This window comes from Frankia sp. Cppng1_Ct_nod (assembly GCF_920656135.1).
Classification (GTDB): domain Bacteria; phylum Actinomycetota; class Actinomycetes; order Frankiales; family Frankiaceae; genus Protofrankia; species Protofrankia meridionalis.
This window is the reverse complement of sequence record NZ_CAKKTK010000003.1, coordinates 11,214-25,812: the sequence shown is the minus strand read 5'-3', so window position 1 is coordinate 25,812 and position 14,599 is coordinate 11,214. Positions and strand designations below refer to the sequence as shown.

At 67.0% G+C, this 14,599-nt stretch carries 13 protein-coding genes; 7 read left to right on the top strand and 6 right to left on the bottom strand.

The genetic code is table 11. The annotated features are described in order from the left end of the window. Positions 1 to 52: 52 nt before the first annotated feature. From NBW77_RS01670 to NBW77_RS01650, 5 genes are all read left to right on the top strand, one after another. Positions 53 to 301 (top strand): hypothetical protein, encoded by a 249-nt coding sequence (locus NBW77_RS01670; RefSeq protein ID WP_250279188.1) that lies wholly within the window; start codon positions 53 to 55, stop codon positions 299 to 301. Between the two features lie 76 nt (positions 302 to 377). Then, positions 378 to 1,199, top strand: coding sequence for an SAM-dependent methyltransferase (locus NBW77_RS01665; protein WP_131745058.1), 822 nt, complete (start codon positions 378 to 380; stop codon positions 1,197 to 1,199). A gap of 184 nt (positions 1,200 to 1,383) precedes the next feature. Then, a complete protein-coding gene (locus NBW77_RS01660) occupies positions 1,384 to 1,950 on the top strand; it encodes a heme-binding beta-barrel domain-containing protein (protein ID WP_131745060.1) in 567 nt (188 codons plus the stop codon). Between the two features lie 80 nt (positions 1,951 to 2,030). Further along, entirely contained in the window at positions 2,031 to 2,747 is a 717-nt protein-coding gene (locus tag NBW77_RS01655) for a molybdopterin-dependent oxidoreductase (protein WP_131745062.1), read from the top strand. Beyond that, on the top strand, positions 2,728 to 3,345 hold the full coding sequence (locus tag NBW77_RS01650; RefSeq protein WP_207386795.1) for a cytochrome b/b6 domain-containing protein: 618 nt from the start codon (positions 2,728 to 2,730) through the stop codon (positions 3,343 to 3,345). The genes NBW77_RS01655 and NBW77_RS01650 overlap by 20 nt, the downstream gene beginning before the upstream one ends. Here the strand turns inward: NBW77_RS01650 and NBW77_RS01645 are convergent, their stop codons facing one another. The 4 genes from NBW77_RS01645 to NBW77_RS01630 form a co-directional block, all read right to left on the bottom strand. Further along, positions 3,346 to 4,467 (bottom strand): Rieske 2Fe-2S domain-containing protein, encoded by a 1,122-nt coding sequence (locus tag NBW77_RS01645; RefSeq protein WP_242605533.1) that lies wholly within the window; start codon positions 4,465 to 4,467, stop codon positions 3,346 to 3,348. A 121-nt stretch (positions 4,468 to 4,588) separates the two neighbouring features. Further along, positions 4,589 to 7,000 carry an FHA domain-containing protein gene (locus NBW77_RS01640; protein WP_502799417.1) on the bottom strand — a complete coding sequence of 804 codons (2,412 nt, stop codon included), beginning with the start codon at positions 6,998 to 7,000 and terminating at the stop codon, positions 4,589 to 4,591. Between the two features lie 312 nt (positions 7,001 to 7,312). Beyond that, positions 7,313 to 7,513: a hypothetical protein gene (locus NBW77_RS01635; RefSeq protein WP_131745066.1), complete on the bottom strand. Its 201-nt coding sequence runs from the start codon at positions 7,511 to 7,513 to the stop codon at positions 7,313 to 7,315. A gap of 185 nt (positions 7,514 to 7,698) precedes the next feature. Continuing rightward, the gene (locus tag NBW77_RS01630; protein WP_131745068.1) at positions 7,699 to 10,470 is read right to left on the bottom strand and encodes a helix-turn-helix transcriptional regulator; all 2,772 of its coding nucleotides are present in this window, start codon (positions 10,468 to 10,470) and stop codon (positions 7,699 to 7,701) included. A 272-nt stretch (positions 10,471 to 10,742) separates the two neighbouring features. Between NBW77_RS01630 and NBW77_RS01625 the strand changes: the two genes are divergently transcribed. After that, a complete protein-coding gene (locus NBW77_RS01625; protein WP_131745069.1) occupies positions 10,743 to 11,177 on the top strand; it encodes an NfeD family protein in 435 nt (144 codons plus the stop codon). Positions 11,178 to 11,295: 118 nt separating this feature from the next. Beyond that, the gene (locus NBW77_RS01620; protein ID WP_131745070.1) at positions 11,296 to 12,216 is read left to right on the top strand and encodes an SPFH domain-containing protein; all 921 of its coding nucleotides are present in this window, start codon (positions 11,296 to 11,298) and stop codon (positions 12,214 to 12,216) included. Positions 12,217 to 12,381: 165 nt separating this feature from the next. Here NBW77_RS01620 and NBW77_RS01615 read toward each other — a convergent pair whose 3' ends face one another. Further along, complete coding sequence (locus tag NBW77_RS01615) at positions 12,382 to 13,902, bottom strand: sensor histidine kinase (protein ID WP_250279186.1); 1,521 nt, start codon at positions 13,900 to 13,902, stop codon at positions 12,382 to 12,384. Beyond that, a complete protein-coding gene (locus tag NBW77_RS01610; RefSeq protein WP_242605535.1) occupies positions 13,874 to 14,557 on the bottom strand; it encodes a response regulator transcription factor in 684 nt (227 codons plus the stop codon). The genes NBW77_RS01615 and NBW77_RS01610 overlap by 29 nt, the downstream gene beginning before the upstream one ends. Positions 14,558 to 14,599 lie beyond the last annotated feature (42 nt).

Genomic DNA, 14,599 nt, shown 5'->3' with positions numbered 1-14,599 from the left:
GTACAAGCGGAGACTATACCGTTCATCGGTAAGCCGCGAGGCCGGCATCCCGGTGGGCCGGCTCCCGGCTCCCGGCTCCCGGTGGGCCGGCATCCCGGCTCCCGGCTCCCGGTGGGCCGGCATCCCGGCTCCCGGCTCCCGGTGGGCCGGCATCCCGGCTCCCGGCTCCCGGTGGGCCGGCATCCCGGCTCCCGGCTCCCGGCTCCCGGTGGGCCGGCATCCCGGCTCCCGGCTCCCGGTGGGCCGGCATCCCGGCTCCCGGCTCCCGGTGGGCCGGCATCCCGGGGAACCGGTCAGGTGATGTGGGCAGGTCCTGACCGTGCGGCTACGGTATGGGGCGACCTTGGACATTGCGTACACCAGGAGAGACCACGCCCATGACAGGCGAGACGCCGTCCGAGCAGGACCTGTGGTCGAGGATCAACACCTCGGTACCACACTCGGCCCGGATCTGGAACTATTGGTTGGGCGGCAAGGACTGCTATCCGGTGGACCGGGAGGCCGGGGACGAATACGTCAAGGTCTTCCCGGGGATCGGCGAGCTCGCCCGTGCCTCCCGCGGTTTTCTTACCCGCGCGGTCCGCTATCTGGCCGGTGAGGCGGGGATCCGGCAGTTCCTCGACATCGGCACGGGCCTTCCCACCGCCGACAACACCCATGAAGTCGCCCAGCGGGTCGCCCCGGACTCCCGGATCGTCTACGTCGACAACGACCCCCTGGTCCTGGTTCACGCCCGCGCGCTGCTGGTCAGCACTCCCGAAGGGGCCACGGACTACCTCGACGCCGACCTGCGGGATCCCGACACCATCCTGGCCGGAGCCGCGCGCACCCTGGACTTCGACCGACCGGTCGCACTCATGCTGATGGGGATCCTGGGGCACATCGTCAACGACGACGAGGTGCTGTCCATCGTGAAACGGTTGATGGGCACCCTGCCGCCGGGCAGCTATCTGGCGACCTACGACGGCACCCGCCCCGCTGGCGGCGGCGCGTTCGACGAGGCCCAGGACGACTACAACGAGACCGGTGCCGTCCCGTACATCCTGCGTACCCCCGAGCAGATCGCCCGCCGCTTCGACGGGCTGGAACTCATCGAACCCGGAGTGGTGCGGCACACCCACTGGCGGCCCGAACCGACCCCGGACGGCAGTCTTCCCGCCCCGGTGGACGGGTATTGCGGCGTCGGCCGGAAGTCGTGACCTCGTTCGGCGGAGATACGGCCCATACCCGATCTTGACCGGAGCTGTTCCTCTATCGGCGAAATCCGATTGTGTTTGTGCGCTCCTTCGCATCGGAGCCTCTCGGAACGGATGGCGACATCTCAACCGCTAACGTGGGCCTGCATGGTTCGTTCATGGTTTGGGTGCCTTGAAAGGGTTTCTGATGACGACGCAAGCCATCGAGTTCGGACCGCTGGCGGCGCTGGCCGGCGAGTGGGAGGGCAACGAGGGCGTCGATGTCGCGTACTCGCATGTCGAGGGTCGCATCCTGGAGACGCCCTACCGCGAGCGGATGACGTTCAAGCCCTTCGGCCCGGTCGAGAACGGTACCCAGGTGCTCTACGGGCTCGACTACCGCACCGCGGCATGGCGTGGCGACGAGGAGAACCCGTTCCACACCGAGATCGGCTACTGGCTGTGGGACGCGGCAGCCGGCCAGGTCATGCGCTGCTTCATGGTGCCCCGCGGATCGACCCTGATCGCAGGCGGCACGGTGGCGCCGGACGCGGTGGAGTTCACGCTGCGGGCGGAACTGGGTTCCGAGACGTACGGCGTCCTGTCCAACCTCTACCTCGCGAACGCGGCCCGCACAACCGGCTACGAAGTCACGATCAGCGTTCAGGCTGACGGCAGCATGGCGTACACGTCAACGACGACAATCATCTACAGTCTCTGGCCCGAGCCGCAGGCGCACACCGACCGCAACGTGCTGCGCCGCATCTCTGCCTGAAGCTCGTTCTGCCCGAGTACGAGGGCGAGCTCCTCCGCGGACGTTGCGTACCCTTGCCGTGTGCGTGTTAGCTCATCCACATGAGTCCGCGAGGGGCTGGGGCGCCGGTAGGCCGACGCGTCATCCTCGGTCTGCTCGGGCTCGGTGCGGTCGGTGTCGTGACCGGCGCCGGAATCCAGCGTCGGCTGGAGCAAATCACCGCACCGATCCAGAGCAGAGACCCGACCGGTCTCACGAATCTGTTCCCGGACGCGGGCGGTTTCCGCTTCTACTCGGTGACCTCCACCGTGCCCACCCGCACCGCGGCGGACTACCGGCTGCGTGTCACGGGCCTGGTCGGCCGACCTGCAACCCTCACCCTCGACCAGCTTCACGCCATGCCGCAGACCGCGCTCACCCGCGACTTCCAGTGCGTCACCGGATGGCGGGTATCCGATGTGGCCTGGTCCGGCGTCCGGCTGGCGGAACTCCTCGACGCGGCGCACGTCCAGCCGGGGGCGCAGGCGGTGACCATCCGGTCGTTCGACGGCGTCTACACCGAAAGCCTGACCCTCGACCAGGCTCGGCGGCCGGACGTCCTGGTCGCCCTGAGCATGCTCGGAGGTCCTGTCACACACGACCATGGCGGCCCCGTCCGGCTCTACGTGGCGCCGATGTACGGCTACAAGTCGTTGAAGTGGCTCGGTGAGATCGAAGTCACCGACCGTGTCCATCCTGGTTACTGGGAAGAAGACGGCTATGACGTCGACGCCTGGGTCGGGCACTCGAACGGACGCGATGATGACGCAACCAGCTGAGCTGCTGCACCGTTTCACCCGCATGCAACGGTGGGTGCACCGGACGACCGCGGCCCTGATGGGCGTGTGCGTCGCCACCGCGTCCGTGCTCTACATAGGGCCGCTATCGATACTGGTGGGCCGGCGCCACCTGGTGGAGACCGTGCACGTCTATGCCGGGATCGCGCTCCCGCTTCCGATGCTGATCGGCGGGTTGTCCGCCGCCTACCGGCATGACCTGGGCCTGCTCAACCGGTTCACCGCCGCGGACTGGGCCTGGCTGCGCAGCCGTGACCGCCGCGGCGGCCGGATCCCGATCGGCAAGTTCAACCCCGGTCAGAAGCTCAACGCCGCCTTCGTCGCCGGTTCGGTCCTGGTCATGTTCGGCACCGGGTTGCTCATGCGCTACGGCAACTCCTGGCCAGTGCGCTGGCGCACGGGCGCGACGTTCGTCCACGACTGGCTGGCGTACGCGGTGGTCATCGTTGCCACCGGCCACATCTGGTTCGCCAGCCGGGACCCGGTTGCCCGCACGGGCATGCGCACGGGCGTCGTCCCCCGATACTGGGCACGCCGGGAGCATCCAGGCTGGGAAGCCGCCGCGCCGCCGGACCGCTGATCAGTCCCGGCTGCCACCGGACTGCGGTTCCAGCTGGGGTTCCGACTCGTCCACGACCGGCTGCACACCAGGGCGCCAGCCTGCGATGATGTTTCGATGGTAGAAGTTCCGGTACTCGCGGACGGATGAACCGTCGGGCTTCACCCACAGGGTCTTGGCCGGTGGTCTCATCCACTTCAGGACTTCCAGGTCGACGTGCACGTTCCAGGCGATGACGAACCAGAGGGCGCGGGCGAGCAGCCAGTTCAGCGGGCCGAAGGGGATGTTCGGACCGATCCTGCGGACGGCGATCCGCCAGGCGAGAACCGTGACGTTCTCCCGGACCGGTGTGACACCGATCAGGACTGTCAGCAGGGGCGAGGTCCGGTTGATCGTCCCATCTTTCTGCGCACGGTAGACGGCGATGCACGGCCCTGCCATCTCGATGAAGGCGTGGGGCTTGAAGAACCGCTGGACGTTGACCCCCTTGCTGCCCGGCGTGGGTTGTAGCTGGAACTCGAAACGATGCCCGTCGTTGGCGGTCACCAAGTACTCGAGCGATCCCGCAGCCCTGTGATTGTGTGGAAAGTGATATGAATCGGCGACATGTTCGAACATTGGCAACGGGTTGCTTCGGCCGATGTGGATCTGACCTTTGATGTTCGTGTACCGGGGCGAGTCGAAGCATGAGATATCCAGGAGTTCCCGGGTCGGTTCGGGGCCATACCAGAACCAGATGTTCCCCGCTCGTTCGAGTACCGGTACCGCACGCTGACGGGCTCGTGGCGGAATCCGGGCCGGCTGGACCTTGGGAATCGCGGTACACCGCCCGGCGGCGTTGAACTCCCAGGCGTGATATCCGCACACAAGCCGGTCCCCGGCAACCGTGCCACAGCGGCCCAGGTCAGCCCCCATGTGGCAGCACTGACTGTCAACCATGCCGACGGTGCCGTTCTGGCCGCGGAAGAGCGCGAACTGGTGGGACATGAACTCCACAGGTACCACCTGGCCTGGGGCAAGATCCTCGCTGAAGCGCGCGAAATACCAGCCGACCGGGTAGTCGGTCAGCTGCTCCTCGGCCATTGGCTGGTCTCGGAGCAGTTGTCGATCATGGGCTTTGAGTCGTCGCTGCCGCGCCGTCACAGATTCTCCTCAGTGCATGCGTCACTGACGCTGAATGATTTCGAATGGCGGCTGACCACCGGAAGGTCCAGGAGGTCAGGAAGGTCAGGAAGGTCAGGCTCGGAAAGCCAACTCTAGAAGGTCATTGGACGCCTTCGTGGCTCGGCCGGCTCCTCCGGTTTACGATCTTGGGTTCCATCCGTTTCAGTAGCAACGCCGTGACAAGTACGCCGAGGATGCCGAGGGCGACGCACGCGAGGATGTCCGTGATGTAAACGGACGCCGTGTGCGCCCACACGGGATCGGCCCTGCTGTCCGGGTTCAGCTGCCGGTCGCCGAGTTTCTGCACGTTGTTGAGGTCGGTAGCCGAGGCGACGGCTGCGAAACCCCATCGGGCCGGCGCGATGGAACTGAGTTCCTTCAGCCCGGGTTTGCCGTCCACCGCGACCAGGCCCCCGCTGAACATGACCTGTGACATGGTGATGAGCACCAGCAGTGGCATGGCCTTGTCCGCGTTGTCCACCAGCGATGAAACCACCAGACCGATCATCGCCGAGGACAGCGAGATCACGGTCACGGCGAGAATCATTTCGAACAGCGGGGAACCGAATGCCACCGCGTTTCGCGGCTCATGGCCGAGGATGCCGATCGTCGTGAACACGATGCTCTGCAAGGCGGTGACCAGCGCGAGGACGAGGACCTTCGACGCCAGGTAGGCGGTTCTCGACAGTCCGATGGCCCGTTCCCGACGGTAGATCGCCCGCTCCTTGACGATTTCTCGAACCGAGTTGGCCATGCCCATGAAGCATGCGCACAGCACCAGCACGAGGAGTATCAGCGGTGCGTCCTGGTTCGGCCGGTTGGGCAGCGCGTCCAGGTTGCGCCCCACGACCCGTGGCATGATTCCCAGCAGGAACGGAAAAGCAATGATGAGCCCGAGATACGAGCGGTCCGACGCGATGACGCTCAGGAATCGGCGGCTCAGGGTCATCGTCTGCGCCAGCACCGACTGCTGGCGAACGCTCGGCAGCTCCGTCGGCACGGGCCGGGCCGGCGGAGCGGTCACCGACGCCGGAACGTAGTATCGAGAATCCCGGAAGCGGGCTGCCAGCTCGACCCCGGGAGTCATCTCCAGCATTTCGAAGACGTCGGGCCAGGAAGTCTGCCCGAGAAATGACAATGCATTCTGTGGCGGGCCGAAGTAGGCGATGTTCCCGCCTCTGGCGAGTACCAGAATGTAATCGCAGATATCGAGCTGTGCGACACTGTGGGTTACGACGACGACCGTTCGCCCGTCGTTGGCCAGTTTACGAAGGGAACCCATGACGTTTTTGTCCAGGCCCGGATCAAGGCCGGATGTAGGCTCGTCCAGGAACAGGAGTGTGGGCCTGGTCAACAGTTCCAGCGCAACGCTGGTGCGTTTTCTCTGGCCACCGGACAGATTCTGCACCACGAGGCCGGCCCGATGCGCCAGGCCCAGCTCGTCAAGGACCTCGTCCACCCGGGCCCGCCGCTCGACCTTCGTGGTGTCCGGCGGGAAACGCAGCTCCGCCCCGTACTCGAGGGCCTTGTGGACGGTCAGTGTCGTGTGCAGCAGATCGTCCTGAGGGACATGACCGATCCTGCGACGCAGTTCGTCGTACTCGAGGTACATGTCCCGTCCGGCGTAACGGACCGTGCCCTGGTCTGCCGGCCGGAACCCGGTCAATGCGTTCAGCAACGTTGACTTCCCGGACCCGCTCGGGCCGATGACAGCCAGCAGAGCCCGTCCCGGCAGCCGGAAACTCACCTCGTGCAGGATCTGCGCGCCACCGGCGAACACGCTCAGCCCGTCCGCTTCAAAGGTGACGTCTCCGGAGTCCAGATACTCGACCAGCTGGTCGCCCTCGACCTGGAAGAGATGATGTCCGACGGCTATTACGTCACGCTGGGTAAGAAGCGTTCTGGTGATCCGGGAGCCATTGACGAAGGTTCCGTTCGCCGATCCCAGATCGACGATCTCGACACCGCTCTCCCCGATCAGAAGTTCGGCATGTTGCCGGGAGGCGAGTAGATCTCCCACCACGATGTCGTTGCCCCTGGACCGCCCGATCGACAAGGTGCCACGAACCAGCCGGTAGACGTTCTGACGCTCATGTTCACGTTCCAGACTCTCCGACCCGGGCGGGTCGTCGGCACCATCGGCATGACCGGCACCACCGGGGCGCGGAAGCTTCGGGCCGGGCATATAACCCGGGCTGTCTGGCCGCAGCGTCTGCATCTGGGAGTGCGGATCCGGCTCCTGCTCACGAAGTCCGGACAGGACCGCGGGAAGCGGTAGAACGGCGACCTCGGGCCCGGTAGGCGTGCCGAGCCGCAGCCGTAACCCGTTTTCCACGGCCACCTGCCGCACCCGCTTACCATCGAGCCACGTGCCGTTGGAGCTCACGTCGCGCACGCTCCAACCGCGATCCGCGGGTTCGATCACCAGATGCTGACGCGAAACCCGAGAATCCGCCAGCACGAGATCAGCCGTCCGGCCGCGACCGATCACAAAGGGTCGGTCGGTCGGCACGGTCACATCATGAACCCCGCTGACAACTCTCAGCGTTACAGGCACGTCCTATCCCTTCAGGACTTTCTCTTCAAGAGGTTGCACCGGGCGTTCGTCGAGGATTTACGGGTACGTCGTCCCGGCTCGTCCCCATGTCTTTCCCGTCGGTGACCGTCGCAAGTATGGTACGGGTGGAATGCACATCGCCTCAGGAATTTCCCTGAGTCCCGATGACTCGGGGTAAGTTCTGTACCGATATGGGCGTTGTTTCGGTTGCGGTGCCCGGACCTCGGGAAGGAATGTCCATCCACGATGGTCACGGTTCCCGCGAGATCAGGTATACGGAGCGGGTGGTCGGTGCGCGGTGACCGCGTTTTCCAGGAGGCCGAGCAGGTCCATCCAGCCGTGGAACTCCGCGGTGCGGTTGTCGTCGAAGCGGACCCGGCCATCGACGCGGTTTCCGTCGGCCGGTGTCAGTTCCACAACGAGCCGCACGGTAGCGGGTGTCGCGTCCGCACCCTCCGCGCCCGACATCGCGGCATGCCACCACCTTCTGTTTCGCATCCGGTTCCCCGCTCTGCTGACGGTAGCTCTGTCGCGCGAGGCCGGCCCCGGGGATTTCCCTGGGTTTCGCTCTCCTTCCTCATCCTGGTGGGCCTCATACCCGGTGAACCCGAGATCGGGTGTCCGGCGGACCGGCGGTGGTGAACCGGTGTTCGTCACGTCGAACGCAGGACAGCTGCGAGTTGGGTACGAGACCGCACGCCGAGCTTCGCGTAGATGTTGCCGAGGTGGTACTCGATGGTCTTGACGCTGAGTACGAGCTCGGCGGCGATCTCCCGGTTGGACATTCCGGAGCAGACGAGACTGGTCACCGTCTGCTCCTGCGGGGTGAGGGACTCGACCGGCTGTGGTTCTCGGCGCCGGGCCGGGGCGCGCCCGCAGGCGGCGAGTTCCCGGTCGCAGCGGATCAGGTACGGCTTGGCCCCGAGTGCTTCGAGGCGCAGCTGCGCGGACTCCAGGACGGTCGCGGCTTCGCCGCGTCGACCGGCACGGCGCAGGAACTGCCCGTAGCCGAACTCGAGCAGGGCCCGTTCGAACGGGATCGGCTGATCCTCCGCCGACACCAGGCCCTCGCGGTATGCCTCCTCGGCCGCCGCTGGTCGCCGCCGTGCGATCTCCACTGCCGCGCGGGCCCAGGCACAGGCCACCAGCGACGAACGGTGGTTGTGGAAGGCCGCGCTCTCCTCGAGGGGGCGAAGGCATTCGTCGGCCTCGTCCGGGCGACCGAGGGCCGCGAGTGCCTCGGCATACATCGGCCGCCACTGCGCCCAGGCCGGTTCGGCCGAGGCCATCGTGGTCATGGTGGTGAAGATCGACAGTGAGGCTTCCACGCCCTCGGCGTTGCCGGCGGCGTGTGCCAGCCTGGCCCGTGCGATCCCGGCGAGTCCCTGCGCGCTGTCGTTCTTCGGCCACGCCGGATCGTCCACGGTTTTCAGGAGTTCGGTAGCGGCCGCGAGGTTACGGCCGGCCAGTGGTGCGGCGGCAACCGAATGACACAGCGGCACCATCCAGTGCTGTTCCGCGTCGATCGCGATCGAGGTGGCGAGCTCCGCGTGCAGGACGGCGTCGTCCCATGCTCCGAGCCGGTACTCGACATCGGAGAGGAAGGCGAGAGCCCCGAGCGCATAGCCCACCGATCCGTGCTGGCGGTAGGCGGTCGCGGCGACCGTGAACGCCTCCCGGGCCTCCTGAAGGCTGTCGGACATCAGCAGGACGTATGCCCTGCCGAACAGTCCGTCGCGTTGACTCGGGTAGGGCTCCCGGACGGTCGCGGCGAGGTCTCGTGCTCTGGCGAACTGTCCTGATCCGAGCAGTGCGCTGATCAGGATGTCGATGAGCTGCCACGGGCGGACGGCGGGCGTGTCCGGAACATCCATGGCGCGAAAGCCCCACATCGCGGCCTCGTGATTGAGGCCCTGGAACGACAGCGTCAGGGCGGTGAGCTCCGCCACCGTTCGAGCGAAGGTCGGATCGGCCACGGGGTTGACGGCGTCCCACGCGTCGCGCAGAAACGCGGTGGCGTCCTTGAAGTCGCCCTGGACGAGTGTGAGCCGTCCCGCGATGTAGTTGCGCCGCGCCGGGTCCTCTATATGGCCGGCCTGGTCGATCTGGCGTGCGGCTCGGGCCAGCTCGCCCGCGTACAGCAGGAAGTCGGTGGCGTCGACGAACATCCGTTCCCGGGCGGCACGGTCCGGGCTCAACCGTGCCGCGTCCACCATCAGGTTTCCGGCAGCCGCCCACCGGCCTTCGACGGCCAGGGACTCCGCGGCCCTCGTGACCTCGGCGGCGAGTTCCGAATCGGGGACCATGGTCGCCGCAATACGGTGCCGTAGCCCGACCTGGTCGTCATGGGCTAGTTCAGCGGCCCGCAGGTGCAGGGCCGACCGTTGCGCCGGGCCGAGGTCGTGGTAGATCGCCGAGCGTACGAGCGGATGCGCAAACGCGATCCGATGCTCCATCGGGGTGATTTCCTCGATCAGCAGTGATGAGGTGACCGCCTGTTCCAGGGCGGCGAGTGGAGCTTCGACGCCAGCGATCACAGCCGCGTCCGTCAGCCGGCAGGATCTGCCGAGTACCGCGGCGGCCGTCGTCAGCGCACGTCCCTCAGGTGGGCACTGCGCGAGGCGGCCCAGCACCACCAGCGCGAACGAACGTGGAGCGGGCAGCGGTGCGGTGTCGTTGTCAAGCGCTCCGGAAGGAAGCTCCTCCAACAACGCGCGGGCATGCAGCGGATTGCCTCCGGTCAGCTCGAAGATCCGGGTGGCTGCGTGGGACGACATCGGATCATCGGAAAGCAGGCCGGACAGCTCCCGCAGCTCGGTGGGACTGAGGCCACCCAGCCGCAACGGCTCGCCGCGTTCGGCGAGGAAACGCCGTAGGCCATCGGTGAGAGGCACCGCCGGTACGGTCGGCATCGCCATCACGCACAGCACGGAGTCGGTGCGCAGCCGGCGCAGGGCGAAGGCCAGGGCCTGCTGGGAGGCGGCGTCCGCCCAGTGAACGTCGTCGAGGACGATCACGACGGTCGCGCATTCGGTGAGCAGCTGACCGGCCAGCGCCACCAGGACGGCTCCGACACGTAACGGATCCTCGGCACTGCCCTCGGATGTGGCGAGGGACGGTTCGATCAGCGGCTCGTCAACGCCGCTGAGCAGCTGGGTGACGGCCGCGAAGGCCAGGGACGACTCGGCTTCGTCCCCGCCTGAGACCAGGGCTCGGGTGTCGCTACCGAGTCGGGCAAGAAACCGCCGTACGAGGGTGGTCTTACCGACCCCCTGCTCGCCGGTGATCATAACAGCGGTGAGTCGTCCGCTTCGGGCCTCCTCCAACCGTGCGGAAAGGAAGCTCAACTCGGACTGTCTCGCGACAAAACCGTCGCCACCTCCGAGAACACTGCCCACACTGCCACCAGCTCCGCCCCCGATCATGCGTCACACCCGTCCGCCGGTGACACTCACCATCCGTCCCGGTAATGATATTAATGGCTGTGTGGGCCTGTATACGGAGTCTTCCATCCGACGTGGGTGGGATTCCGATGAACGCCTGACATATCCGACACGGCATGCCATCCTGTGTTTCGTGGACGGAGTAGGCCATCTGTTCGTTCTGGTGTGCCATCCGCCGTGTGTCCACCGGTCGGGTGTGCCTGATGGGAGGTTTCCATATTCACACTGGATCCCGAGGTGCCTACGATGCTGGTATGCCGGAGTGGCTGTGGTGGTTGGTGATCGCCGGGGCTCTCGGCGTGGGCGAAATGCTGACGCTGGCACTCATTCTCGGGATGGCGGCGCTCGCGGCTCTTGCCGCATCGATCGTCGCCGGGGTCGGGGGTGGCATTATCGCCCAGCTCGTGGCGTTCACCGTGGTCTCGGCCGCGCTCCTGCTCGGGCTGCGGCCCGTCGCACGCCGCCACCTGCATCAGTCACCCGAGATCGCTACGGGCATGGACGCACTGATCGGCGCAACCGGCATTGTCGTGGAAGCGGTCGACGGTGGTGACGGCCGCGTCAAGATTCGTGGTGAGGTGTGGTCGGCTCGTGTGACGTTCGCGGGCCAGACCCTCGAACCGGGCACGAGCGTCCGAGTGCTGCGCATCGACGGTGCGACGGCCGTGGTCCACCCCGCCGAGCTGTAGTCCGAAGCTGTGACTGCATGGGACCAGGAGGACGCGACCAGCACGGGACCGGAGCGGGAGGCATCCCCGCGATGAGAACGAACATGGAGGCCTCACGGATGACGGCAGGTCTGTTCTGATGGCCGGGATGATCGCAGCTGCCGTTGTCGTGCTGGTGCTGGTGGTGTTCCTCGCCCGATCGGTGCGGGTCGTCCCGCAGGCCCGTGCGGTCGTGGTCGAGCGGCTGGGTCGCTACCACCGGACCCTCACTCCGGGGGTCGCCCTTGTTATTCCCGCGGTGGACCGGATCCGCGAGCGTGTCGATATGCGTGAGCAGGTGGTGACTTTTCCACCCCAACCGGTGATCACCGAGGACAATCTTGTCGTCGGCATCGACACGGTGATCTATTTCCAGGTCACCGATCCACGTGCGTCCACCTATGAGATCGCTGATGTCATCCGGGCGATCGAACAGCTCACCGTCACCACTTTGCGCAATGTGATCGGCAGTCTGAACCTTGAGCAGACCCTGACCTCCCGCGATGAGATCAATACCCGGTTGCGTGGTGTGCTCGACGAGGCGACCGGTAAGTGGGGCATCCGGGTGAACCGGGTGGAGCTCAAAGCTATTGATCCACCGCCGTCGATCCAGGACTCGATGGAGAAGCAGATGCGCGCCGAGCGGGACCGTCGGGCAGCGATTCTGTCGGCCGAGGGTATCAAGCAGAGTGAGATCCTGCGGGCCGAGGGTGCGAAACAGGCCGCGATCCTGCGGGCCGAGGGCGAGAAGGAAGCGAAGATTCTTTCCGCGGAGGGGGAGTCCCAGGCCATCGCCACGGTGTTCCGGGCGATTCATGACGGCAACCCCGATCAGAAGCTTCTCGCCTACCAGTACCTGCAGACCCTGCCGCGCATCGCGGCGGGCGACGCGAACAAGGTCTGGATCATCCCGAGTGACCTGGCCAGGGCGTTCGGAGGGCTCGGCGTGTTCAGCGGCATGGCCGGCCGGCCTGACCAGCCCGGGACGTCCGATGGGCCGGAAAAGCCCGACGATCACTGATCGAATGTCTTTCCGCCGGGTGCCCTTACCCGATTCTGACGTTGCTCTGGCCGAAGGCACATGGTGGTTCCTCAGGGTGGATCGTGACGCGGACCATGGCGGCTGCGGTTGTACACCACGGCAGGGACAAGGTGGATGTTTCGGCGGTGAAGGTCGGGGACACGGTCAGGGTCGTGGCCCGCGTCGACGGCCAGACCCGTTCGGCGGTCCGGGTGCTTGTGCCGGCCTGCTGAGCTGCAGGTCCTGATCTTTGGGGCCTCCGGCGGTGGGCAGCCGGATGGTGAACGCCGCCCCGCCCTCAGGCGCGGTACCGGCCTCGGCACGGCCGCCGAGTCGTGCCGTGAGCCCGGCGACCAGAGCGAGGCCGAGGCCGGTGGAGACGGGGCGGATGCCGCGGTAACGCTCGTAGAGCGCGGACCGTTCGAACGCGACCGCACAGTCCCCGGGGGTGAGGCCGGGTCCTCCGTCGCGGACCTCGAGCGCGGTGATCGCGCCTTCCTCCCGGAGCGCGAACACGATCGGGGCTCCACTCGGTACGACGCGCAGCGCGTTCTCGGCCAGCCCGTCGAGGATCTGGCGGCACCGGGCCGCGTCAGTGACGGCGACGACCGGCCCGACCGGAAGCTCCGCCTGAAGCCGGACGCCTTCGGCGGAGCAGCGTTTCTCCCACACCTGCGCGGCGGCTCTCACGACGGCGGTCAGGTCGACCGGGGTCAGGTCGACGTGGAAATCGTCCGCGCCCAGGCGGGCCAGGTCCAGAAGGTCGCGGACCAGCCGGTCCAACCGCAGCGCTTCGGCGAGTATCACCCGCCCGCTCGCCGGCACCTCGTCGGGTGCGGTGACCCCATCGGCGAGGGCCTCGGCGAAGCCGCGGATGGCGGTCAGCGGTGTGCGCAGCTCGTGGGAGATCGACAGCAGGAACTCGCGCTGCCGTTCCTCGCTGGTCACCAGTGCGGTGGCGAGTCGGTTGAGGGCCTCACCCACCTCGGCCAGCTCGGACGTCCCGGCCACCGCTACCCGGACGTCGCGGTGGCCGGCTGCCAGTGCGAGGGCGGCGGTTGCCATCGCGCGCAGTGGATATGCGAGCCGGCGAGCGAGCAGCAGGCCCGCCGCCGACGCGGATGCGAGGCCGACGAGGAGCGCGACCGCGAGTCGGCGTGACACCGGCACGGTGAGCTCCCTGCCCTGGGACGCAGGCTGGACGAGCACCACCGCACCCCCGGCCGGCAACGGCCGTGCGGCGAGGTTCACCCGACGTCCTGTGACCGTGGTGGCCTTGCCGACCGGGTCTCCGGCCGCCGACCTCGCCAGAATCTCCGCCAGAATCTCCGCCGGTAACACCGCCCGCCTGGCGCCCTGGGGTCCCCAGGCGGAGGTCACCGTCCCCGAGCCGTCGAGGCGCACCACCGTGATCTGCTGGGCCGCGAGCATCCGGACCACGCCAGGCCTGAACTCGACGGTCCTCGCCTGCCGCTCATAGAGCTGAGCGACGAGGTCGGCCTGTCGTCCCAGCGCTCGACGTGCCTGTTCGTCGGCTGCTCCGCCGAGTAACTTCAGAAAGATCGCTCCGGTGAGGACGGCCGTGAGGGCGGCGATGGTCGTGGTCAGCAGGGCGGCCCGAAACGCCAGCCCTGATCGGCGGGACGGAGGCCGCCGGTCAGGCGTCGGCGGTGTAGCCGACACCACGCACCGTCCGGATCGGGCTTGCATCACCGAGTTTCGCCCGGACCTGGGCGACGTGGACGTCGACGGTACGGGTGCCCGCAGCCGCCGCATAACCCCACACCTGCGACAACAGCCGTTCACGGGAGTGGACGAGGCCCGGTCGACGCAGCAACGTGGACAGCAGGTCGAACTCCGTCGCGGTCAGGACCACATCGCGGCCGTCGGCCAGGACGCGGCGGCGGCCGAGGTCCATTATCACGGCTCCGACCTGCAGTTTTTCCGATGCATCCAGTGTTCCGGCCGTGCGGCGCAGCACGGTTCGCAGCCGGGCAACGAGCTCCCGCGGGGAGAAGGGCTTGGTGATGTAGTCGTCCGCGCCCAGCTCCAGGCCCAGGATCCGGTCGACCTCGTCGTCCCGAGCCGTCACGAACAGCACCGGCGTCCAGTTCCCCTCGGCCCGCAACATCCGGACGATGTCGAGTCCGTCCATTCCGGGCAGCCGGATGTCGAGAATGATCGCAACCGGTGCCAGGGACCGGGCTGCGGCCAGACCGTCCGTGCCGTCGGCGCACAGATGCATCCCGAACCCCTCCCGGACCAGGTACATCCGGATGAGATCGGCGATATGACGCTCGTCCTCGACGACCAGGACGAGACCGGATGTGTCGTGTCCCACGTACGTCAGTGTGCCGTTGCCGAACGTCGAGGTGGGAATGCG

Excerpts from the sequence above, each read along its gene's own strand:
- NBW77_RS01655 (WP_131745062.1), top strand. The coding sequence starts at position 2,031 with ATGAGTCCGCGAGGGGCTGGGGCGCCGGTAGGCCGACGCGTCATCCTC.
- NBW77_RS01620 (WP_131745070.1), top strand. The coding sequence starts at position 11,296 with ATGGCCGGGATGATCGCAGCTGCCGTTGTCGTGCTGGTGCTGGTGGTG.
- NBW77_RS01665 (WP_131745058.1), top strand. The coding sequence starts at position 378 with ATGACAGGCGAGACGCCGTCCGAGCAGGACCTGTGGTCGAGGATCAAC.
- NBW77_RS01635 (WP_131745066.1), bottom strand. The coding sequence starts at position 7,513 with ATGTCGGGCGCGGAGGGTGCGGACGCGACACCCGCTACCGTGCGGCTC.
- NBW77_RS01625 (WP_131745069.1), top strand. The coding sequence starts at position 10,743 with ATGCCGGAGTGGCTGTGGTGGTTGGTGATCGCCGGGGCTCTCGGCGTG.
- NBW77_RS01650 (WP_207386795.1), top strand. The coding sequence starts at position 2,728 with ATGATGACGCAACCAGCTGAGCTGCTGCACCGTTTCACCCGCATGCAA.
- NBW77_RS01660 (WP_131745060.1), top strand. The coding sequence starts at position 1,384 with ATGACGACGCAAGCCATCGAGTTCGGACCGCTGGCGGCGCTGGCCGGC.
- NBW77_RS01630 (WP_131745068.1), bottom strand. The coding sequence starts at position 10,470 with ATGATCGGGGGCGGAGCTGGTGGCAGTGTGGGCAGTGTTCTCGGAGGT.